The organism is Mesorhizobium sp. WSM4935 (assembly GCF_029625735.1).
Lineage (GTDB): Bacteria > Pseudomonadota > Alphaproteobacteria > Rhizobiales > Rhizobiaceae > Mesorhizobium.
Window position 1 is genome coordinate 30,371 of record NZ_JARTVR010000022.1, and the last position, 23,619, is coordinate 53,989.

Here is a 23,619-nt window from a genome sequence, read left to right on the forward strand (position 1 = left end):
CCGGCGCGGGGCTCATTCCCAGGAGTTCCACCCAAACCCCGTCCGCCCTAAAGGGCGGCGAAAACTCTCCCCCGACTCTTCGCCCGTCCCCGAGACGATCTCCCTCGCCCATCCTCGCCCTCGCTTGTCCGAAGCGAAACGAGGATCATCATGGACGACGAAAACGAACGCGCGGCCCGCGCGAAAAAGGGCAGCCCGTTTCTCAGCACAGCCCAAGCCGCCTTCTATATCGGGCTCTCCCAGCGCACGCTCGAAAAGATGCGGCTCAAGGGCGGCGGCCCGAAATTCCGCAAGCACGGCCGCTATGTCCGCTATCACATCGACGAACTCGACCATTGGTCGAAAGGACACCCGCAGCACTCCATCGCCGGCGATGGCAAGGCCGGTTCCGGCCAGGGCGGCACGGGAGGCCGTTCATGAGGCGGCGCCCTTCCATCCATCTGATCGGCAGCCGCCTGAGGCGTGTTCGAGCCCGTAAGACGGTCGCCTTGGCCGCGGCCGGTCTCGGTCTTTTGGGCTTCACGGCGCTGGGAAAGCCCGCCCCTTGGCTGGTCTGGAACGCCTCGGCCAGCGCGCCGATCGGCCTTTACCGCATCGCTGCGGGAGCGCTGGCGCGTGGCGATCTCGTGCTCGTGCGCCCGCCTGAATACGCGGCGTATCTCGCCGCCGAGCGCAGCTATCTGCCTCGCAATGTGCCGCTGGCAAAACGTCTTGCAGCGCTGCCGGACGATAATGTCTGCGCCTTCAATGACGCCATCATCATCGGCGGCGACATCGTCGCGCGCCGGCTCAAAATCGACGCCGAAGGCCGACCTTTGCCATGGTGGAACGGCTGCCGAGCGCTCGGGGATAACGAGGTTTTCCTGCTCGGCAGCGACAAAAACCGCTCCTTCGACAGCCGCTATTTCGGGCCTGTTCCCACTCAAAATGTCATCGGGAGGCTCGTACCACTATGGACCGAGTGACCCTCCTCTTGTTGGGCATGATCGCCATTGCGCCATGCGCCTGTTCCGCCTCGACCGGCGCTGAGCCGGTCGCCATCTCCCAAAGTCCGCAGCTGCGAAAGTGGCAGACGTTGGTATCGGAAGCAAGCCGGCGCTTCCATATTCCCCAAGCCTGGATCTATGCCGTCATGGCTGCCGAAAGCGGCGGCAAGACAATGCGCGGCGGCCGCCCCATCACCTCCCCCGCTGGCGCCATGGGCCTCATGCAGGTGATGCCCGGCACCTATGAAGAGATGCGGGTCGAACACGGCCTTGGGCCTAACCCCCACGATCCGCGCGACAATATCCTGGCCGGCACGGCCTATCTCAGTGCCATGTATGACCGCTTCGGATTTCCTGGCCTGTTTGGCGCCTACAATGCCGGTCCCGAGCGCTACGACGAGCATTTGAAGCGTGGCAAACCGCTGCCAGAAGAGACCGTCGAGTACCTCGACCAACTCAAGGCGGCCGGAGTTTCGGCGGCCGACATCGAGGCGTTCGAAAGCCAATCTGTCGCTCCAAAGGCGCAAATCGCTCCTCTCGGACGGTCGCTGTTCTTCATTCATGACGGTGTTCACTCAGGCGTGCGAAACGGCGATCTCTTCGTGCCGCTCGGCAAGGACGGCGCGCAGCCGAAGGAGCCGGTGCGTTAGCCATGGCGGACGGGGGCGCGTCTGGCGGGGCTGGGCGCGGAAGGCAAGATAAAGGTACCGCCTCCAGGAGGCGGTTAAATCTTTGTCTGCACATCGTTTTTCCGGGAGGCTGCCGCCGGTGCCAAGAGGGTTTGACGTGTAAGTGTCTGATTTTGCTTGATATGTCTGGGAGGCTCGCATTAAGGATGACGAGTTCAGGCCGAAGCTCGGCAAAATCGGGTCGCGCGGCTCGAAGGCCGGCAAACGCTATGCCGGCCAGGTTCGTGCGGCGATCAACCGGGCTGGCGGCCGGCCGCAACGCGGTGGTCGCTTCACAGGAAGCCGGACAGGGCGCGGCGGGGCGGCCGCCGCACTGCTGAAATCGCGCGACCGGTATGCCGCCTTCCGCCAGCGCCGGGTGATCGTCAAGGCGCGGGTCGTCAAGCTCGCCGGCAAGGGCGCGGACGGGGCGCGTGCCCATCTACGCTATCTTCAGCGCGACGGGGTCACCCGCGAAGGTGAACCTGGCGAGCTCTACGGCGCCGACAGCGGCCGCGTCGACGGCAAGGCGTTCATCGATCGCGCGGACGGCGACCGCCATCAGTTCCGCTTCATCGTCGCTGCCGAAGACGGCATCGAGTACGACGACCTCAAGGCGCTGACGCGGCGGCTCATGGCGCAGATGCAGGAAGACCTCGGCACGAAGCTCGACTGGGTCGCGGTCGATCATTTCAACACCGGCCACCCGCACAGCCACATCATCGTCCGTGGCAGGGACGACCGTGGCGAGAACCTGGTCATCGCGCGCGAATATATCTCATCTGGCATCCGCGAGCGGGCGGCCGAGCTGGTCAGCCTCGATCTCGGTCCGCGAACCGACCGCGAGATTGAGCTTCGCCTGCGCCGGGAAATGGAGCAGGAACGCTTCACCAGCATCGACCGTCGGCTGCTCAGCATGCGTGATGATGACGGCCTGGTCTCGCCGGGCGGTCCCGACGCCATTCGCCAGACGCTGCACCAGGGACGGCTGCGCAAGCTCGAGCGGATGGGTCTGGCCGCGGAGGTCGGCGCTGGCTCCTGGCGCCTCGACGATGAGCTCGAAGCCACGCTGCGCCGCACCGGCGAACGCGGCGACATCATCAAGACCATGCACCGCGAACTGACCGGCAAGGGGCTTGCCCGCAGGGCCGCCGACTGGGTGATCCACGATCGATCCGGCGAGCCCGTCCAGTCTCTCGTCGGTCGCGTTGTCGCGCGTGGACTGGCCGACGAGATCAATGACCGCCATTACATGATCGTCGACGCCGTCGACGGTAAGAGCCATTGGATCAACATCGGTAGAGGCGAGGCGATGGAAACGATGCCTAATGGCTGCATCGTGCGTGTCGCGCCAAGGAACACCGAGCCGAGGCAGGTCGATCGTACCATCGCCGAAATCGCCGCCGCGCATGGCGGCCGTTACGACGTCGATATGCACCTGAAGCATGACCCATCCGCCACCGAGAGCTTTGCGCGAACGCATGTGCGGCGGCTGGAGGCGATCCGCCGCGCGACCGGCGGCGTTGAGCGAGAGCCGAACGGCACCTGGCTCATCGCGCCGGACCATCTCGATCGCGTCGCGAATTATGAGGGCCAGCGGGCCAGGGCCGAGCCTGTCGTTGCCGACAAGCTCTCCTCAATGGCGCTGGAGCGACAGGTCAGCTTCAACGGCGCCACCTGGCTCGACCGGGAGCTGGTTGCCGATAGACCCGAGCCTTTGCACGGATCCGGCTTCGGCCGCGACGTGAGAGAGGCGCAAGCTCGCCGGCGGCAGTGGCTGATCGCGCAAGGCCTCGCGCATAAAGAACAGGATGGGATCGTCTATCGAGCCAACATGCTTTCGATCCTGCGCCAGCGAGAACTGAACCGTGTTGCTGGCCAACTGTCGGAGGAACTTGGCCTGCCCTATGCCGAAGCGCGATTCGGAGGACGAGTAGAGGGTACGCTCCGCCGCTCCGTCGAGCTTGCCAGCGGAAAATATGCCGTCGTTGAAAAGTCGCGCGAGTTCACGCTGGTGCCATGGCGGCCGGTGCTTGAGCGCCATGTGGGCAAGGAGGTCTCCGGTGTCGTGAGTGGGGAGGGGATTTCATGGACCGTCGGCCGGCAAAGGAGCGGACCTGGTGTTTCGTGAGATGGTGTACAGCTTTTTAGCCAGCGGCGCGGGCAGCCATGCGAGCCCGCGTAGACCTTATGGCCGCACGCCCGCAATCGGTCGCATGGACCTGCCAGGCGGGGCGGCTTTGGAGCGTTCGGACCCGACACGCTGCGTGAGTGGCCAGACTTCGAGCGCTCGAAGATGCGGACTGTTGTCTGCTGGCCGGCGTTATTCCGGCTGGCCTATGACCGCGGCGCAACAGTTCACCGCTGAAGTTGCCACGGGCGAACATCGACAAGAGAAAAAACACCATTGCGCGTTACAAATCGCCGTTGAAAGCGTTTAGGTTGCATGCGCTTCGCCAAGTAAACGGATACCCCAGAAGAGAGCCATGACCACGGCCCGCCATATCGTGACGCTGCTTAAAAGCCACATTGCCGGCGACGAGGATCGTTTCCTCTCTATCGCGATGCAGCTTGCTGCGCATGAGGCACGTCAAGGCCATGGCAAGCTTGCTCAGGAGCTCAAGGATCTGGTCGACGCAGCCAAGAGCAGGGACGCCCGGATTGCCAAGAGCAGTCGGCCGGTTCCCCTTTTTCAGCCAAAGGGCGAACTCGCAGGCCTCCTGCATGTGCGCTATCCGGACCTGCGACTGACGGACATGATTTTGCCGGACAGTCTGCGCTCGCGCCTGCACCGCGTGCTGGGAGAGCAGCGCCAACAAGCAAGCTTGCGCGAGCACGGGCTTGTTCCCCGTCGCAAACTGCTTCTGGTCGGCCCGCCAGGATCAGGCAAGACGATGACCGCATCGGCATTGGCCGGGGAGCTTCATCTGCCCCTTTTCATGATCGTCCTCGATGGTTTGATCACCAAGTTCATGGGAGAGACTGCCGGAAAGCTGCGGCTTGTTTTTGATGCAATGCAGGCGACGCGGGGCGTCTACTTCTTTGACGAATTCGATGCCATCGGCGCGCGTCGAGGCGAACGCCAGGATGTTGGCGAGATTCGGCGCGTGCTGAATTCGTTTCTGCAGTTTCTCGAGCAAGACGACAGCCACAGCCTGATTATTGCGGCAACAAATCATCCCGAGCTGCTCGACAGAGCTTTGTTCCGCCGTTTCGACGATGTCATCGAATACGCCGTGCCCGATCGGCCGATTATCGAGGCGCTGCTTCGGGCTCGACTCGACCGCTTCGACACCAGAGGGCTTGCCTGGAACGAGGCGATCTCTCAGGCAGAGAGACTGTCGCAGGCCGAGATCACCCGCGCGGCCGACGACGCTGCAAAAACCATCATATTGCGGGGGGGGAAGCGGATCACCTCGGAAGCGCTCATCGACGCTCTGAAGGAACGCCGGCAGGCTTCGCTGTCTGAGTAGCGACAGCACAGATCATAATGGCAGACGATTTTCCGCGCGACCGCGCCCATATCCACCTTCGCAACAACGGCATTCGGGAAGCCTATCGGCGGCCCAACCAACTTATACATGCACCGCCGCTGCCGGCGCGTGATCGGGCGTCGCATGCTGCGGCCTTGACGCAATCCATCGAACAAGCGGTCGAAAGTGCACGCCAGCAGATTGCGGCGCGTGACCCCCAGCTGTCGGTCGGCACGCCTGGCTTTTACCTCGAGATCGATCTGCCCATGTCCGGACGGGCGGCCCTCGACCAGTTGGCCGATCGTCGCCAGCACATGGAGCTGGTCGCCGTCCATGAGCCAACTCAACCCGGTGCTCCCATCACAGCGTCGGTGTTCCTGCCGCAAAGCGCGCAAGCCTATTATTTGCGGAAAGTCGAGGCGTATCGAGACGTTGACACTGACCGCGGCAGACCGCGCAACGAGCCGCTCGTCTCCCGCATGGAGACAGTCAGGCTGGCGACTGCACGATCGTTGTTTACCGACCACGACGACCTCTTCCCCCAGGCCGCTGACGAGCAGGTGTGGTGGGAAGTCTGGCTGCGCGACGGTCGCCGCGAGAACTTCGAGCACATTGCCGAAGCCCTGAACATCACTTTGCGCACGCATGCGGTCAGGTTTCCGGAGCGGGTGGTCATGCTGGCACTCGCCAGCACGGCAATGCTCGACCGCATGATTGCGCACAGCGATGTCGTCGCCGAGCTGCGGCGCGCGAAGGATACGCCGTCCTTCTTCATGGGCCTTGGCGGCGCGGAGCAAAGGGACTGGAGCGACGAGCTTCTCGGGCGCGTCAGACCGCCTCAATCCGATATTGCGGTCTGCATTCTCGACAGCGGCGTACGTCGCACCCACCCGTTGATCGAACCCGCACTTGCCGTTGAAGACTGGCACACCGTCAAACCGGCATGGGGCAGCGACGACACACCTGCGTGGAGCGGCCACGGGACGCGAATGGCAGGTGTCGGCCTGTACGGTGATCTGGTCCCGCTCCTGGTCGGAGGCGATCCAGTTCCATTGCCCTTTCGGCTGGAGAGTGTCCGTATCCTTCCGCCAGAAGACGAGGCAAACGATCCAGAACTCTATGGCTCGATCACCGCGGAAGCGATCGCCCGCGCCGAGGTGCAGGCGCCGGAGCGCCGCCGCGCGATCGCAATGGCTGTGACAAGCGCCAGTCCGGCGCGTGGAAGGCCCACATCGTGGTCTGCCGCTATCGACCAACTCTGTTTCGAAGAGGAGCAGCGACGCTTGATCGTTCTCTCTGCCGGCAACATCGGCGATGACCTCATGCCGGCCGAGCATTTGACGCGCAACGATCTGGAAGCAGTCGATGATCCTTCTCAGGCCTGGAATGCGCTGACGGTCGGCGCTTTCACAGAAAAGGTCGATATCATTGACACCGACTTTGCGGGCTACGCTCCGATCGCGCCGGTCGGCGAGCTCTCGCCGCGCAGTCGCACTTCGGTCGTTTGGGACAGGCAGTGGCCGGTGAAGCCCGAGGTCGTCTTCGAAGGCGGCAATCTCGCCCATGACGGTGTGTTGCCTGGCGAGCCGATCGACGATCTGCAGATATTGACCACTTTCTATCGACCCGAACTGCGCCACTTCACCACCCTCGGAGATACGAGCGCGGCAACGGCCCATGCCGCACGGATGGCGGGACTAATTCTATCAGCGCGCCCCGAGCTGTGGCCTGAAACGGTTCGCGCCCTGATCGTCCACTCGGCCGAATGGACTCCGGCGATGCGCGCACGCATCGATGCGTGCAACGGAGCGAAGGGCGAGATCCAGGCGCTCGTGCGGCGCTATGGTTACGGCGTGCCAGATCTTGGGCGCGCGCTTCTGTCAACGGTGAACGACCTCACGCTTATCGTTGAAGATGAGCTTCAGCCTTTCCAGCGCGAGGGCGGCGCGGCTGCCAAAACGCGTGACATGAAGCTGCATCGCCTGCCTTGGCCGAAGGAGCAGCTCGCGGCGCTCGGCGCTGCCCAGGTCGAGCTCCGCGTCACGCTGTCCTATTTCATCGAACCCAACCCCGGTGAACGCGGATGGACCCGCCGGCATCGTTACGCGTCCCATGGTCTTCGGTTCAGAGTAAAGTCAGCGACCGAGACAGTCGACGAATTCCGAGCCCGCATCAATCAGGCCGCTCGGGACGAGGAGGAAGGGGCGCCTGCTGGAGGCGGAGAAGAGTGGCTGCTCGGCACCTTCCGCGATCGCGGCTCGTTGCACGCCGATTTCTGGTCGGGCAGCGCCGCCGATCTCGCCGAGCGTGATGCGATCGGCGTGTTCCCGGTCGGGGGCTGGTGGAAGGAGAAGCCTTACCTGGAACGCGTCGACGCTCTGGCTCGGTACGCCCTGATTGTGACGATGCGGGCGCCTGGGGTCGATGTTGACATCTTCACACCCGTCGAAGCAGCCCTGACTGTCGAGACGTCGGTCGAGACCTGATGCAGCACTGTCCAAATCGGCCAACAACGGAGGTTTGACCAGCCTCTGGTGCCATGGCGGCTGGTGCTGGATCATCACGTCGGCAACAGGGATCATGCGCGGAGGACGATAGGCCGGCAAAGGAGCGGGCCAAGCGTGTGATAATGGCGCCCATGGTCACGCCCACAAGCCGCGCCCCCTGCGTCTACGGAGAGGTGCGCGTCTGTTTAGGCGGCCGAGACATCGCTTACCTGATCAACGCGCTCGCCGTATTTGCGCCTGTAAGCGGCAATGAAATCGTCGTCGCTACAGATGCAGCGGCCGCTGGAGTCCTTGGCCTTCGGATCGTGCAAGTGAGAGCCAAGGGGGCGCAGAAGATTCACCCGAGTGCTCGTCGTCGGGCTCATGGGAAACCCCGCACTATGTTTGACCAAATCCGCGGCAAGCATAATCCCGGCAAGCACCGACTGAAAGGCCATCGGAACCACAGTTCGAACGCGGCGACTTCCTTCGCTAAGCTGGAACACCAGACCGCCGCAGATAGCCTGCTGATAAAAGGAGCGCAGGGGCTGGCCGACAAACGGGGCTAGCGGTTCAAACGGCACAGCCATCGCTGTAGCCACGCGAACTACAAAGTCGTTGGGAACTCCGGCATTGGTCTGCAGGAGCGTTTTCACCTGCTCGTGTGCTTCCGGTATTCCGAGTTCCTCGGCAATCAGCTGGTGCTCGTCCTTGGATTTTCCGGATGGCAGGTACATGCAACAAAGGCAAGCCTGGCCGTCATCGAAACCATGCCGGGAGATACCGAGATCGTGCTCCTGCGTCCAAGCGTTTGCGATCCATCGCGGCAGTGCACCTTGGACAGCCAGACGGTCGGCGGCGGTGTCAAGCGCCACACCCACTTGGTCGAAGACCCAATTGCCCCGGCGCGCAACATATTCTGCCCACGTCAGAGGGTGCGCCTCGACCTCAAGGGCAGTCGATCTAAGGGCGGTGGCTGCAAGAACCGCTTTGGACATACCAATCTCCGCCTGGCCAGCCAATGCGTAGCGCTGCAGGTTTGAGAGTTCGATCGCTTCGTGATCGATTACATGCAGACGACCTTTGAGATCGGGTTGTCTCGCTAGCGCCCAAAGCGAGCCATGGCCTATCGCACCGAGCCCAACGAGGTGGGTTTCGCCAAGGTCGACTGGGAAGTCGATCGGGCCAGGCTCTCCGGCTTTGGTCTTGTCGTAGCTGCATAGCGAGAGGTCGATGGTTTCGTCCAACTCGGCGCCGGTCAACTGGGCAGCGAAGATAGTTCGAAAGACGTTGGCGGCGCCGAAGCAACTGGCGGCGCCAGCTCCATAAGGCAGCAGACTTGGGCCAGAGCCCACCGGGTCCGTACGCGACAGCTTTGCCGCCCAACCGTCCGATCCCACGAAAAAGATCGGGCACCGGAGTGATGGGCGCGTTACCCCTGCAACGACGCAGACGGTGGCAGACTTGCCGGAACGCCGGATGCCGACTTTTGGATTGATCGACTTTGCCAAGCGCTCCAGCGCTTGGGCTTGAGAGCTCGCCGCGCTGTCCAGCGGGAGTATCGCCAGAACCGGGTAGAGCCTAGCGAGCAATCTCACCGCAAGATCTAGTGTCGCCTGGCCTTCGGCGCAGGAAGCGGCCTGATGGTCGAAGGCGACTGCCACGACCTGCTTTTCAAGAGCTGCTTTGAAGTCTCCCAGATGAAAATCGGCCAGGACCTGAGATGCCGCCGTGGCGGCGCGATCGATGAAGTTAGCGAATGCCATTGTTCAACTCGATATCATGATCATTCGCGACAGTGCCGCGGGAGGGAGCGCATTCCATTTGGCCTTTTCGTCAAGCCGATAGGCGGCGACCCGAGCAAAATCGAAAGGCTCGCGGGCGAAATTCGGCACTACCAGCGACAGACACCCAACCGTGGTAGCAACCGCATAAGCGTCGTCCGTCGTCGAATGGTAGGCGCGGCCCGGATGGCTGTGAATCTGGGCCAAGAGTTTCAGGCCGCTTTTGTAGAGCCAGACATTGAGCCGGTGCAGTTCTTCGGCCGCAACGATCACGCAAACGCCATCGTTTGTCCGAATGTGACGCTGCGCCGGGATAACCGTCTCTGTTACGGCAAAGTGCCGCTCTTGCTGAACGCCGACCCAGAGCGCCATCCCCTCATTGCCCTCGCGACCAACTGAGCGCAGATGCCCATGCGTGGTCGAGATGCAGCCGCGCGGGAGAGTCACGATCGTTACATCTCTCAAACCAGTCATTCTTGTATCGCCTGAGGGGATACCACCATTCCTACGATTGTCGGTTGGAGTTGAATCTGCAACTGCTCTATAGGAACGATTCCGTACTTGATGATCTTGTCCAGGATGAAGGCCAAACAGCCTTCGCCAGAACCCCGATGAAGCAGCCATGGATCACCTGAATGGGCTGGATTGTCGTGGTATTCCCGGACGCCCGCCATGCACAGGAATGGTTCGTCCTCGGGACTGTTGGCCTGGATGAAGTCCGTCAGCGGCACGGCGTTCTGCTGGATGAGAGCTCCTATCATCTCCGGCGGCGTTCCGGGCAGCGGCGGACGTCTAAGCATTTTCAGGTATAGATCTTTCCGGGCAATCGGATGACGCGTAAACGGATCGACGAAGACCACGGACGGTGGTCTTAAGTCGTAGTCGGTGAAGTCGACCTCGCTCGCTGCGCTGACCACCCGTGGCTTTAACTTGGGGCTGGCGAAAATGAAGAAAGCGCGCGGAAAGGTCGCCTCGATCAAGAAGCAGCCCTGAGCCCGATAGACATCAGCATATGGCCGGAACCGGCCGATCTCCCGATCAAACTTCGCTCGGGAGACCTCCGGATCCACACTTTGGTGTTTAGGCACCTGCGACGCCCGCCTTCAGGCTGAGGAACAGGGTCACAGTATTCGGGAAACCGAAGTCGCCAAGCTTCTTGTCGACATCGAGCAAGTTGCCGGCCTCATCCTTGAATTCCCAATTCTCGGCTGGTTGGGCGACATTCTGCGTGTTCTCAAGGGCTTTGGTACGAATGACGTGAAGCGGCTGGTTGGGATTGGCTTCGACCTGCGTGGGCTGGCCGTTCACCACCACCGTGATCTCGATCTTGCCCGGTCCGCCGCCGTGATTATCGCCCTTACCCGAATCCTTCGACATTGTCCTACTCCTGTGGCTTGCCAACCGCCCCACGCCCTGGCGCCCACCTGCGAGTGAGACCGGCGGTCTTCAATCGTTCACCCGGCGCCACGGCCGCGAGTACGCGAAAGACAGGGGATAAGCTACCGAATCGGTGCTTGCCTTCTTTTATGGGTGACTTGAGCCGCAAGTAAATGGTCTCAAATTGCTCCTCACAACTATAATCGATTAGAGCAATGCAAAAATATTGGCGACACGCCTATTCATCTGCTCTCTCACTCGCCTGCTCCGTGCTTGGCAAGGGGAGCTTTGACTGCGTCACGCGTCCCCCAAGCAGCCGATTGCGCCGGCAGCGCCGTAGGAACCGTCGTTCAGAGTCTTCACCACTCAAGCAGCCGCATGGATGCAGCCGACGCTCGTCTCCACAAACAGCGCAAGTGGTGCCTTGTTGGATAAGGTCGCCTCGTCCCTGGTGCAGCATCTGTCGGAACGGGTCCGCTGCGAGACCATGCCTCATCATCGCGCATGCGCAGCAGCCGGCGGTCGATGCTCGTAAGGCGTTCTGCTCATTTCGTGGCGAAGGCGCTGCTCGACTCGCGGACATATGCGGGCACCGAGGCGGAGGCTGACCAGTCGGCGCCGCGTTCGCGGATGTCGCTTGCAATGTGCTCGCGTGCGTTTGCCGCCGGCGACCTTGCCGTCCTCGCCTGCTATGGCGAGCCGGCGCAAGCGGATTGCTCGATACTGCCGGCGAGGCTGCGGGCCGGTCCTAACGGCCGTTCACAAGAGCTTGCATCAGCAACTGGCAATCGGATCGATAACTTCGCGATCGCCGTTATGGCGCGGAGATGCGGTCTCGCCGGGTTGTGGCTGGCGCTTCGTTGTGGGCGGCGCGTCGTAGCCGAGGGAGCAGGGGCGGCGCCATGATCCAGACCGAACGCGCGCTGCAGCAGGTGCTTGAGTGGGGGCGTGCCCTGACCGGTTTCGCGGATGAGCATGCTGAGGAAGCGGTAAGGGGCGGCCAGTATATCCTGCAACGCATTCACCCGAGCCTGCGCGACACCAGCGCCCGCACCGGCCGCGATCCGCAGGACGAAACGCTGATCGTGGCGTTCTATCGCGAACTGGCGCTGCTGTTCTGGCTAGACGATTGCAACGACGTTGGCCTGATCGCGCCGGAGCAGCTCGCCGCCCTGGAGCAGGCGCTGGGGCACGGCGTACCGTGCGTGCTCTCCGGATTCGAGGGCTGCGCTCAGCTGCGCGCTTCGCTGGCTGCGCTCGCTTACGATCGTCACGACTATGCTCGGCTTCTCGACTATACCCGGTGCTACTGCGCGGCGCTGCGCGCCGGACACGCGCAGGCGGCAGGGGCGCGACGCTGGTCTTACGCCGAGTACCTGCACAACGGCATCGATTCGATCGCTTACGGGACCGTGTTCTGTTGCCTGTCGCTGCTGTGGGGGCTGGACATGGCGACCTTGCGCGCGCGTCCAGCGTTTCGCCAGGTCCTGCGGCTCATCTCAGTGATAGGGCGCCTGCAGAACGATCTGCATGGACGCGACAAGGACAGGTCGGCCGGCGATAACGCGGCGATCCTGCTTCTGCAGCGCTATCCGGCTATGCCTGTGGTTGAGTTCCTCAACGACGAGTTGGCCGGCCATACGCGCATGCTGCACCGGGTGATGGCGGAAGAATGCTTTCCCGCGCCGTGGGGACCGTTGATCGAGGCGATGGCGGCGATCCGCGCGCAGTACTACCAGACTTCGACCAGCCGCTATCGCAGCGACGCTGCAGGGGGAGGCCAGCGTGCGTCGGCCTGGACGCGCCGGAGGCGGCGGCTTGGGCGCGCTGCCGTCGGTTCGATCCGACGCAACGCCGTCGCCCGCTGCTACGGATGGAGCGAGCATGAGCGACACCGCCCTGAGCCGGGGAAGGACGAACATCTGGACATCGTGCTGGATCGGCGAACGGCGCCGGCCACGGTGGCCGCTGGCTGGGAGTACATCCATCTCGAACACTGCGCACTGCCCGAGTTGGACCTGACGCAGATCGACCTGCGCGCCTCGCTGCTGGGCAAGGCTATGCGCGCGCCGCTGCTGATCAGCTCTATGGCCGGCGGCATGCCACGGGCCGAGGCCATCAACCGGCATTTGAGCGAGGCAGCGCAAGCCTTGGGGATCGCCATGTGCGGTTCGCAGCGTGTGAGCCTGCAATCCCGCAACTCCCAGGGGCTAACGCGCGCGCTGCGCCGCCTGGCGCCAGACATTCCCTTGCTGGCCAATATCGGCGCCGCGCAACTGCGGGAGGCCGACGGCCTGGACCTGGCGCGTCGCGCGGTGGACGCGCTGGAGGCCGATGGGCTCATCGTCCATCTCAATCCGCTGCAGGAAGCGGTACAGCCGGAGGGCGACCGCGAACTGGCGCGGCGTCCTGGCGCTGATCGCTGGCGCCGCGCGCATCGTGGGCGTGCCGATGGTGGCCAAGGAAGTGGGGGCGGGCCTGTCCGCCTCGGTGCCTGTGCGCTCGTCGAGGCGGGCGTGGCGGTAATCGATGTCGCCGGCGCCGGCGGCACCAGTTGGGCCGCAGTGGAGGGCGAGCGCGCCCGCAATGCCGCCGACCGTGCAGTGGCGATGTCATTCGCCGATTGGGGGATTCCACCCTGACCAGCGTGCAGGCGGTGCGTCGGGCGCTGCCAACGGTGAAGCTGATCGCGTCGGGCGGGATCCGCGATGGCGTCGACGTGGCCAAGGCCATCCGCCTGGGCGCGGACATCGCCGGGCAGGCGGCCAGCGTGCTGGGCGCGGCGACAGTGTCCACCGGGGCCGTTGTCGCGCATTTCGAGATCGTCATCCGCCAGTTGGCCGTCGCCTGCTTCTGCACGGGCTCGGCTGATCTGGCGGCGTTGCGTCAGGCGCGCTTGTTGCCCTCGTCGCATTTGTCCGCCGGTTGATGTCGGCGTCGTCCGCACGCTAACAGCAGGCTGCTGAAATACCTACGCCAAAGACAGACTATTGATCCCCCTGGCGAGACGGCTCGATTGACGGGAGCGATGTGTTCATGGAGCAGCTGTTCACGATGAAGCGGTTGGAAGATTTCGTTCCAGCCGGTCATCCTGGTGCCCGCACCGGCTGATGATCAATGGAGCGCTGGTGCGGCTAGACGGCATCCTTTCCGGCATGTACGCCTGCAGTGCCAAAGGCGGTCGCCCCAGCGTTGCGCCGGAGAAATTGCTGCGGGCCGTGTGTTGCAGGTGTTCTACAGCGTCCGTCGGAATTGATGCAGCAGGTGCTGCTGTGGCAAGGCCAAGACCCGGGAATGCCGTCAGCTTTGATCAGGCGCTTCGGGCCGTCGGAAACGCGCGAAGAGTCCGGCTTTCGAAAAAGGCCGAACGCCTCAGATAAAGCCAGAACTCCTTGGGTCACCATCAAACCAATTTGACGCCCCGGGACAATTTCGTCCGGCATTGTCCGGTGTGCGACGATGTTGGGGATGCGACATAGGCGGATTGCCGTGTATTTAAACCGCTTTTCCTTTGGCACGCATATTGCGCCCTATCGGTAAACCTCGTCATGGGCCGGCGGCAATCGCTCGGAGATTGTCGAAATAGCACAATGATTTCTGCCGGGGTGACATCCGGCCCGACTAGAGCAGGACCTTTCAGATGATGCAGAAAAGCAAGCGGCCATACTCGCGGGGAAATAGTCGCGTCAGGGCTGCATGGACGCTCTTTCCTGGTTGTTTCGGCGGCGGACGCCAACTCTTCAATCGGCACCCGAACCAGTGCCTGGATGTCCAAGGAGCGCCCCTGTTGCGCGTGCCTGGCTGCACCCGCGTGCTGGCTCTCCTCCAAGGCGACGCTTCGGCGCTGCTGCAGACCGGCGACGAGAACCCAACTTCAAAATTAGCATTCCGAAAACCGAAAGAAGTGAACAGGTATGTCCAGGATCGGCGCTTTGACGCGCGCCGCATGGCGATCGGCAACTCAGACGCTGGCCAAGGGTTCGAAAAGTTTACACCCGACGCTAGCGCCGGCCGATTTCAAGCGCGCACTTACGATCAACGATCGATATGGCGGGCTCACTGTCAATGTCCCCAAAATGCCTTTCTGGCTGACCGGGGGTGAAGCCTTCGTCTACCGCCGGACTAGCCACGGCGAGCAGCAGTTCATGCAGGTCGATGCTGCCACGGGTTTCAAGCGGCCCGCTTTCGATCAGGCGCGTCTGGCGGCAGCGCTAAACAAGGTGAGCCATGAGAGCTATCAAGCCGGCAATCTTCCGTTCGACCGTTTCGAACTGAGTGAGGATGGTCGCAGGCTCGACTTCCAGATTGAAGACACCCGGTGGAGCTGCGACCTTGCAAGCTATGACTGTACCAGCACCACATTCGATGCAAGGAAAGGGGACCGTAGGGAGCTCAGCCACCGCTACACGCCGCCAGCGGAGAACAACCCCGACAAGAGCAACGCGTCGCCCGACGGCAAATGGATCGCCTATATCAAGAACTGCAACGTTTTCCTGCGCAGCGAGGACGGATTGCAGGATGTTCCTCTGAGCCGGGACGGAGCCGAAGGCAATTGCTACGTCTTTTCGACGCTGAGCTGGTCGCCGGACTCGCGCCACCTCGCCGCTTACCTTGTTCGCCCCGGCTATAGGCGAGAGGTCCGCTACCTCAATTCTTCGACGGACCAGTTGGAGCGGGAATATTCAACAAAATTCTATCCCAGGCCGGGCGATGTCCTTCCGCTGCCCCAGCCAGTCCTGTTCGACATTGCCGGCCGGCGCCAGATCGTGATTGACGGTGCCCTCTTCTCGAACGTCTTCGAACTTTCCCCTCTCCGGTGGTGGGCGGACAGCCGCGGCTTCACTTTCGAATATAACCAGCGCGGGCATCAGCTTTATCGCCTGGTCGAGGTAGACGCCGCCTCGGGCCGCGGGCGCTCCCTGATCGATGAGACCAGCGAGACATTCGTTGATTATTTGCCGCTGGGGCATGGCCAGGAGGATGCCGGAAAAATCTTCCGTTACGATGTCGATGACGGGAAGGAGATCATCTGGGCATCAGAGCGCGACGGGTATGAGCATTTGTATCTTTTCAACGGCCGGACAGGCGCGCTCGAAAACCAGATCACGCGAGGTGAGTGGGTCGTCCGGAGGGTCAACCATGTCGATCCGGTCAAGCGTCAGATCTGGTTCGAGGCGAGCGGGATGAACTCGCAGGAGGACCCCTATTGGGTCCATGCTTACCGCATCGGCTTTGACGGCAAGGGACTGACTGCACTGACGCCCGAACCGGCCAACCACCATATCGAGTTCTCGCCTGACAGGCGCTATTATGTCGATCTCTGGTCACGCATCGATCTGCCCCCGCGCATGGCACTCTACCGCGCCAGCGACAATGCCAAGCTCCAGCAGATCGAGACGGCCGACATTTCTGAGCTCGTCGCCGCAGGCTGGCAGCCGCCGCTCAGTTTCCATTCCAAGGGGCGCGACGGCAAAACTGACATCTGGGGCGTGCTCCACCTGCCAGCCAACTTCGACCCGACGAAGAAATACCCGGTTGTGGAGAATATCTATGCTGGACCCCACGGCTCCTTCGTCCCAAAATCCTTCTCGCGGTGGACAGAGCCGCTCACGCAGCTGGGCTTCGTCGTTGCTCAGATCGACGGCATGGGCACCAACAACCGCTCCCGCGCCTTCCATGATGTTGCTTGGAAGAATCTGAAGGACGCAGGATTTCCCGATCGCATTCTGTGGCACAAGGCGGCGGCCGCGCAATATCCATGGTACGACATATCCAACGTCGGCATTTTTGGCGCATCCGCCGGCGGCCAGAGTGCAGTCAGCGCGCTGCTCTTTCACCCCGATTTCTACAAGGTCGCCGTCGCCAAAAACGGCTGCTTCGACAACAGGATAGACAAGACCTGGTGGAACGAACTTTGGATGGGGTGGCCGGTCGGCATTGAATATTCGCAATCCTCCGCCGTTGACAATGCTCACAGGCTGCAGGGCAAGCTGATGATCGCGGTCGGCGAAATGGATGATAATGTCGATCCGTTTTGCTCGTTCCAGCTTGCCGATCGACTCATCAAGGCAGGAAAAGATTTTGACATGGTCTACGTTCCTGGTGCCAATCACCATACTCTAGGCACCTACACCGAGCGCAAACTCCTAGACTTCTTCGTTCGCAACATTCTCGGTCAGACCCCGCCCGACTGGAACACCAAACCGATCGAGCTGGAATAGCTTGTGGCTCTTGCAATTGTTAGCTCGCCTTATCAGCTGTAATCAGGGCGAGGCGCGAGCAAATCTGCACCGAAGGACGATCGTGGAGTCTAGGACTTGCGCTGCGTATTGAGGATCGGCTCGCCGCGACGTTGGTCTGAGCAAACTGCTTGATAGGCACGCCTGCAGACCGCGTGTGTGCGATTGCAAGATCCCCTATCAGCCTGGTGTGAAGCGTTCAGGGGAAAAGCCGCACCCAACGCCGCTTCCGCTCGCCGTAACGCTACGGCGGTGCGGCCCACCGATCCGCTCGACGAGCATTGGAACACATAGGTCCCCGAACGGACGATTGCCTTGGCAATAGAAGACCCTCGTCGGTCATCGCCGCTGTGGGTGGCAGCCCGTCGGTCTGGAGCTGCCACGATTCTCATCCTCGCGTCACATATGAGCTGAAGCTTTCCGGATCGGGTATCCAATCGGCATCCAGTTGCTCGGCGATATGGTTGAATTCTGCCCTCAGGACAAGAGTGAGTAGAGCAGCCCCGCTACGAAAATCCCATCCTGGTTCGTTTGACGCATCGACTATTCAGATTGATTGGCGTGATACCCGGCGCGGCCGCAACACGCGAGGCCGTCAACCGCTGAGCAGAAAACCAGCCTTCGCCTTCCGCGGCGGCGGACCTCGTCAGCCTCTCGAAAGCTTGCCTGAGTAGGTTGCTCATGTGATCTGTGGAAGTGAGGATAGCGTGCACCCGTACAAACTAGACATTCATCGTGGCAGCTTGGCTGCAGGTGCAGCACGCCGTACCGCACGAGCAAGCGGACAGGCCGGCCAAGCCGGTTTTGAGCAGCACTTGGGCGAACTGCAGGCGGCGGACGAGTTGATGGGTGCGCTAGGCGAGGAGGTCCTCGTCAATGGCTCGCATGGTAAAGGTGAGTTGAGACCAACGAAGAGGCAGAGGATCCAAAGCAATCTGCAGCATGCTGTCACTGAGCGGCAACCAGGTGAGGTTGGCAACTCAGGCGCTCGCGTGATGATGCAACTCCCCACCGATCAGGTGGGTACATCGGAACGGGAGGCGCAACTTGTGATGCAGGGGGACGAGCACGAATACACCCCAGCACCGCATCTCGACGGGTCGATGCCCTCGACAGTGCAGCCGGATCGTCCAATTGTGGTCCCCGACGGTGCCGACAAGCGTCCTGTTTATTCCAACGATGCCACCGCCATCGAAGGGCTGAAGTCAGCACTCCTTGCGGGTAAAGCCAGGCCGGACACGGTCACTCGCAGCACAAATTCTCTTTTCGGCTTTAGTCGTTGGCTCTTTCAAAACAACAAGCCAGGGCTTGCTGCTCGGCTTTACCATCCGTCGCTGAGCCAGGATCTCGAGGAGTACGAGAGTAGGGGTGGTTCCTCCACCGTGGCTGGCGCACTGCGTCAATTGATGAAGTCGATGGGCGGAGCCGGCCCGATTGTGGGTCGCGCTGTCCTGAACCCCCATCCTGACGACGCCGCGCTCACCAGACATTTCAGATCCGCGAGCGGCTACGCAACTGCTCTTAACCATTTCAGTCATTACCTACGTCAAAATGACAAGCTCGGAATTGCGGGTCGCATTTACGATAAATCGCTGGATAAAGATGTTGAGAGCTACAAGGCCGCCTCCTCTAATGGTGGAGCTCCGATCGAATCTGCGCTGGTTTATCTCCGCAAGAACCCGCCGCGCGTTATACTCGGGAATCATCTGGAAAACGCGGTCAGCATGGAGGCTCGTCCCCGTGGCGACGCTGCTCAGCATACCGCACCACAGCAGGGATTCGATTGGCCAGAGGAGCTCCTGCCGGTAGGTTATAAGGAGGGCACCGATCTACCATTGTCTCTCGCCCCAACCGCGCACCAACACCAAGCGCCCGACTTTGGAGAGGCCGTCCCTCACTTGAACTGGCGCCACGGCGACCAGGGCGCCCCGGAGGAGCTGGTAGCTGCACGGGACAGGAGCAGCCCGCTGCCAAGCGAGGCGGTGCCACATAAATCTGGACGGGGACTCGCTACGCAGCCCAGATTGTGGGCGGAGAAATCCGCCTCGCCAGAGCTCTTTCGACGGCGGGCGGAGCAGGCTCTGCCGGCGTCCGCCAGAGGTGTGGAGACATCCTCCGCGGTTGATGAAGCCGCGCAGGCCGCTCGCCAAGCTTTGGCTTGGTTGCAGCAGGAGATGGAGGGGATCGAACCGATGCAGGATCCTCATGAGGTGGCTACACCGGAATGTGAGGCGCAGCTCGTCAGGCAGAGGGATGAGCACGAATCCACCCCAGCACCGCATCCCGGAGGTGGTGGGTCGATGCCCTCGACAGTGCAGCCGGATCGTCCAATTGTAGTCCCCGACGGTGCCGACAAGCGTCCTGTCTATTCCAACGATGCGACCGCTATCGAAGGGCTGAGGGCAGCATTCCACGCGGGTAAGGCCAAAGCGAACACGGTCACTTACAATGTAAATTCTCTTTTCGGCTTTAGTCGGTGGCTCCTTCAAAACAACAAGCCAGGGTTTGCTGCTCGGCTTTACCATTCGTCGCTGGATCAGGATCTCAAGGAGTACGAGAGTACGGGTGGTTCCTCCACCGTGGCTGGCGCACTGCGTTACCTCAAGAAGTCGACAGGCGGAGCCCCGATTATGGCTCGCCCTGTCGTGATCCCCTATCCTGACGATGCCGAGCTCATTAGAAATTACAGAGCCGCTTCGACCAAGGAGTACCTGGCAGCGCCTGCGACCGGACGGAATCCAGATACCGTGGGCGGCTATACAAATTTTCTTAGACATTTTAGTCAGTACCTGCGTCAAAATAACAAGCTTGGGATTGCGGCTCGGATTCACGACAAATCGCTGGATAAAGATGTTGAGAGCTTCAAGGCTGTCTCCTATGGTAATAGGCTAAGTATCAGTTCTGCATTGGCTCACCTCCGGGATATCCTGCCGCGCATTGTGCTCGGGCGCGAAACTGTCCTTTCTGCTCATCCGGCAGACGCAGTCACCAGGCGCGTTGGGGCCGCTGCTGAAGCTGGGCCAGCGGCACCGGCAAGAGCTCCCCAACCCGCCTCGCCAGCAACCGCTAGGCTGCCAGGCACCTACCGCGGCCTTCCACTGGTTGATGTGACCACACTGACTACCAGTTCCTCTGGGGCTCAGATCGGGGCGCTCGATCCGACAGCCCCGTCCAACGTTGCAACGGGGCGGGTGCTCGGCGCCGCCGAATGGCTGAGCGACGCCCATATCCAGAGAGATTACAATTTGCTGGAGGGGCAACTGCAGGGGATCAATCCGGCGCTCGCTGCCCGGACTCGGCTGGTGGATCCTTCCGTATCCCATCTACTGCGACACACGTCGCCGCAAGACGCTCGAGGCATATTGCAGTCCATCTATAATCAAAACAACGCCACAGCCGACTTCCTGTTCTTGCCAGTGAATAATGGCACGGCTACTAGCCCCGGCACCCATTGGTCGCTGCTGCTCGTTGATCGCCGCGACCCGGAAAGGCGGTTCGCCTATCACTACGACTCCCTCCAGCGAGAGGGATATAACGACGTGCCTGCAAAACAGCTCGCAGGACTGCTGAATGCCACCTTGGCGCCAGCCCCCATGGCCAGACAGACGAACCATTATGATTGCGGCGTATTTGTCCTGGAGGGCACGTGGGCGCTGGTTGAACGATTGGTGAAAGGGCAGCGGCCAGACCACGAGCCGCTGCCCCTCGACAACCTCGTTGCCGATCGGCAGGCGCTGCAAGACCGGCTAAGGAGGCGCTTGCCGCACGAGGAAGAGCCGCGGCAGCTGCTGGAGGATGAACCCGCCTCCCCACCGATGATGGCATTCGAGCCAGGGGAACTGCGGCAACTGTTGGAAGACGAGCCTGCCTCCCCACCAATGATGGCGTTCGAGCCAGGGGAACTGCGGCAACTGTTGGAGGACGAACCTGCCTCCCCACCAATGATGGCGTTCGAGCCAGGGGAACTGCGGCAACTGTTGGAGGACGAGCCTGCCTCCCCACCAATGATGGCGTTCGAGCCAGGGGAACTGCGGCAGCTGTTGGAGGATGAACCCGCTTCCCCACCGATGATGGCGTTCGAGCCAGGGGAACTGCGGCAACTGTTGGAGGATGAACCCGCTTCCCCACCGATGATGGCGTTCGAGCCAGGGGAACTGCGGCAACTGTTGGAAGACGAGCCTGCCTCCACTTGGGCACAAATCAATTCGACCCCACATGCGCGAGCGGACGGTGTTCATCAGCCAGCCCAGGCGCCGTGGCTCCCTGAACGCAGAAGATAACTTTGCGGAGGAGCGGTCACGCAACTGTCGGCGGCGCCGGGCCTCAGGGTGAATGGAAAGGATGGAGTGGCGGATGGTGTCGCGTGAAGGCGCAACACGCGTGCTGACCGACCTGCATACGTAGGAAGTCGTTCATTGCTCCCAAATCGTATGTGAGGAACATTCCTGTCCCGGCTGCGCCGCGCGATGCTAGGTCGCGTTGTTCAGCGGGCCAAGCCGATGACACCTACGAAGCTACTGATCGGGCAGATCGCCGTTGTGTGCGCAATTGTCATTATCGGCGTATGGACGGCAACCCAATGGTGCGCTCAAATGCTGACCTACCAGACGCCTCTCGGCGCACCATGGTTTCTCTTCGCCGGCTGGCCAATCTACAAGCCGTGGAAGCTGTTTGAATGGTGGTTCCACTTCGATGCTTATGCGCCGGAGGTCTTCGACAAAGCCGGTACGCTTGCAGGCGCCAGCGGATTCCTGGGTTGTGCCGCCGCAATCGCTGGCTCGCTTTTGCGCGCGCGACAGCGCGGGTCGGTTACGACCTATGGGTCTTCACGGTGGGCCACGACTCATGAGGTCGAGACGGCAGGGTTGTTACGGCCGGCGGGCGTTTTCCTCGGTAGGCTGAACGATCGCTATCTGCGCCATGACGGCCCGGAGCACGTCATGGCATTTGCGCCGACGCGTTCGGGCAAGGGCGTGGGGCTGGTTGTTCCAACGCTACTTTCCTGGACCGGGTCTGCCATCATTCATGATATAAAAGGCGAAAATTGGCAGTTGACCTCCGGCTGGCGGTCGAAATTCTCGTACTGCCTTCTGTTCAATCCGACCGACCCGAGATCGGCACGCTACAACCCGCTGCTGGAGGTGCGCAAAGGCCCAGATGAGATCCGGGACGTTCAAAACATCGCCGACATCCTCGTCGATCCCGAGGGCGCGCTGGAGCGACGGAACCACTGGGAGAAGACCAGCCATTCACTCCTAGTTGGCGCCATTTTGCACGTGCTCTACGCTGAAGAGGACAAGACGCTGGCCCGCGTCGCCACCTTCCTGTCGGACCCGCAACGCTCGTTTGCCGCAACGCTACGGCGGATGATGACGACAAACCATCTCGGGACGGGGCATAACCCTCAGGTCCATCCCGTAGTGGCCTCGGCGGCTCGCGAACTCCTGAACAAGTCGGAAAACGAGCGCTCAGGCGTCCTCTCGACCGCCATGTCCTTTCTCGGGCTTTATCGTGATCCAACGGTCGCGGCGGCCACTTCGTCCTGCGACTGGCGCATCGCTGACCTAGTGGATGGAGAGCGACCGCTGTCGCTCTATCTGGTCGTGCCGCCTTCGGATATCTCGCGCACCAAGCCTTTTGTGCGACTGATCTTGAACCAGATCGGCAGGCGGTTGACGGAGCGTCTGGAGGGGGACCCGAAGAAGAGCCGTAAGCATCAGCTGCTCATGATGCTGGACGAGTTTCCGGCGCTCGGTCGCCTCGACTTCTTCGAAACGGCGCTCGCCTTCATGGCAGGTTATGGCATTCGCTCCTATCTGATCGCACAATCTTTGAACCAGGTTTCAAAGGCCTATGGCGAGAACAATGCTATTCTCGACAATTGCCACGTGCGAATTGCCTTTTCCTCCAATGACGAACGCACGGCCAAGCGCATCTCGGATGCCCTCGGCACCGCAACCGAACTTAGGTCGATGCGCAACTATGCGGGCCATCGGCTTGCGCCCTGGCTTTCACATGTCATGGTGAGCCGCCAGGAAACCGCGCGCCCGCTCCTGACGCCAGGCGAGGTGATGCAATTGCCGCCGTCAGACGAATTGGTCCTGGTTTCTGGGTTGCCGCCGATCCGCGCCAAGAAGCTGCGCTATTATCAGGATCAGAATTTCACAGATCGGGTGCTGCCTGCGCCGGTGCTGCACGACGGACCCTATGCGGACTGCCCTGCATCACGCCCGGACGGCTGGACTGGACAAGTGTGCAGCGTCGATAGCCGACTTGCTGCGGACGAGGAAAGCGCCGACGCGCCAGTTGAAGACGAGGGAGGCGTTCAGCAGCAACGCCATCCAAGCCTGCCCGAAGAAGACGTTGTTGTCTCTCAAGAGCCCGATCAGGCCGATCTGTACAAGCCCGCAGACGATGACAGCGAAGCGCTCGCGGACAAGCGTGTCATGGATCGGATTTCCACTGCGGCCCGCGTCTACGGTATCAACGAGGGCAGGGGCGACGATGTCATTCCCGGCTTCTGAAGTCCGCTGAGTTGCAGAGCGCACCTCAGCGTAGATAACGGCCATAAGCAATTTTGAGCGTCTGGCCGATGCTTCTCCCGTC

General features: G+C 61.7%; 13 protein-coding genes and 3 pseudogenes. 12 read left to right on the forward strand and 4 right to left on the reverse strand.

The window, feature by feature from the left end:
• The first annotated feature begins 150 nt into the window (after positions 1 to 150).
• From P9273_RS29950 to P9273_RS29975, 6 genes are all read left to right on the forward strand, one after another.
• Entirely contained in the window at positions 151 to 420 is a 270-nt protein-coding gene (locus tag P9273_RS29950) for a helix-turn-helix transcriptional regulator (protein ID WP_024505645.1), read from the forward strand.
• The gene (locus P9273_RS29955; RefSeq protein WP_024505646.1) at positions 417 to 965 is read left to right on the forward strand and encodes a S26 family signal peptidase; all 549 of its coding nucleotides are present in this window, start codon (positions 417 to 419) and stop codon (positions 963 to 965) included. The genes P9273_RS29950 and P9273_RS29955 overlap by 4 nt, the downstream gene beginning before the upstream one ends.
• Complete coding sequence (locus tag P9273_RS29960) at positions 953 to 1,636, forward strand: lytic transglycosylase domain-containing protein (RefSeq protein ID WP_024505647.1); 684 nt, start codon at positions 953 to 955, stop codon at positions 1,634 to 1,636. The genes P9273_RS29955 and P9273_RS29960 overlap by 13 nt, the downstream gene beginning before the upstream one ends.
• 178 nt (positions 1,637 to 1,814) lie before the next feature.
• Positions 1,815 to 3,785 carry a relaxase/mobilization nuclease RlxS gene (gene rlxS / locus P9273_RS29965; protein ID WP_063169238.1) on the forward strand — a complete coding sequence of 657 codons (1,971 nt, stop codon included), beginning with the start codon at positions 1,815 to 1,817 and terminating at the stop codon, positions 3,783 to 3,785.
• A gap of 355 nt (positions 3,786 to 4,140) precedes the next feature.
• Positions 4,141 to 5,127, forward strand: coding sequence for an AAA family ATPase (locus P9273_RS29970; protein WP_024505649.1), 987 nt, complete (start codon positions 4,141 to 4,143; stop codon positions 5,125 to 5,127).
• A 17-nt stretch (positions 5,128 to 5,144) separates the two neighbouring features.
• Complete coding sequence (locus P9273_RS29975; RefSeq protein WP_063169237.1) at positions 5,145 to 7,613, forward strand: S8 family peptidase; 2,469 nt, start codon at positions 5,145 to 5,147, stop codon at positions 7,611 to 7,613.
• A gap of 206 nt (positions 7,614 to 7,819) precedes the next feature.
• On the opposite strand, the gene P9273_RS29980 is transcribed toward P9273_RS29975, so the two are convergent.
• Genes P9273_RS29980 through P9273_RS29995 form a run of 4 tightly spaced genes read right to left on the reverse strand, consistent with a single transcriptional unit; the run spans position 7,820 to position 10,774 of the window.
• A complete protein-coding gene (locus P9273_RS29980) occupies positions 7,820 to 9,379 on the reverse strand; it encodes an E2 ligase fold family C protein (protein WP_024505651.1) in 1,560 nt (519 codons plus the stop codon).
• A gap of 3 nt (positions 9,380 to 9,382) precedes the next feature.
• A complete protein-coding gene (locus P9273_RS29985) occupies positions 9,383 to 9,871 on the reverse strand; it encodes a Mov34/MPN/PAD-1 family protein (RefSeq protein WP_024505652.1) in 489 nt (162 codons plus the stop codon).
• On the reverse strand, positions 9,868 to 10,485 hold the full coding sequence (locus P9273_RS29990) for a putative metal-binding protein (RefSeq protein ID WP_024505653.1): 618 nt from the start codon (positions 10,483 to 10,485) through the stop codon (positions 9,868 to 9,870). Before P9273_RS29990 ends, P9273_RS29985 begins: the two co-directional genes overlap by 4 nt.
• Positions 10,478 to 10,774 (reverse strand): DUF2604 domain-containing protein, encoded by a 297-nt coding sequence (locus P9273_RS29995; RefSeq protein ID WP_024505654.1) that lies wholly within the window; start codon positions 10,772 to 10,774, stop codon positions 10,478 to 10,480. Before P9273_RS29995 ends, P9273_RS29990 begins: the two co-directional genes overlap by 8 nt.
• Positions 10,775 to 11,676: 902 nt before the next feature.
• Between P9273_RS29995 and P9273_RS30000 the strand changes: the two are divergent.
• The 6 genes and pseudogenes from P9273_RS30000 to P9273_RS30025 all read left to right on the forward strand — a co-directional run.
• Positions 11,677 to 12,570: pseudogene (locus P9273_RS30000) on the forward strand (terpene synthase family protein); the annotation flags it as partial.
• A gap of 88 nt (positions 12,571 to 12,658) precedes the next feature.
• Positions 12,659 to 13,703: pseudogene (gene fni / locus P9273_RS30005) on the forward strand (type 2 isopentenyl-diphosphate Delta-isomerase).
• Between the two features lie 86 nt (positions 13,704 to 13,789).
• Positions 13,790 to 14,021 (forward strand): annotated as a pseudogene (locus P9273_RS30010) (IS5/IS1182 family transposase); the annotation flags it as partial.
• Between the two features lie 667 nt (positions 14,022 to 14,688).
• The gene (locus P9273_RS30015; protein WP_063169235.1) at positions 14,689 to 16,995 is read left to right on the forward strand and encodes a S9 family peptidase; all 2,307 of its coding nucleotides are present in this window, start codon (positions 14,689 to 14,691) and stop codon (positions 16,993 to 16,995) included.
• Between the two features lie 833 nt (positions 16,996 to 17,828).
• Complete coding sequence (locus P9273_RS30020) at positions 17,829 to 21,293, forward strand: Ulp1 family isopeptidase (RefSeq protein WP_063169234.1); 3,465 nt, start codon at positions 17,829 to 17,831, stop codon at positions 21,291 to 21,293.
• 219 nt (positions 21,294 to 21,512) lie between these two features.
• Entirely contained in the window at positions 21,513 to 23,537 is a 2,025-nt protein-coding gene (locus P9273_RS30025; RefSeq protein ID WP_063169233.1) for a conjugal transfer protein TraG, read from the forward strand.
• Positions 23,538 to 23,619 lie beyond the last annotated feature (82 nt).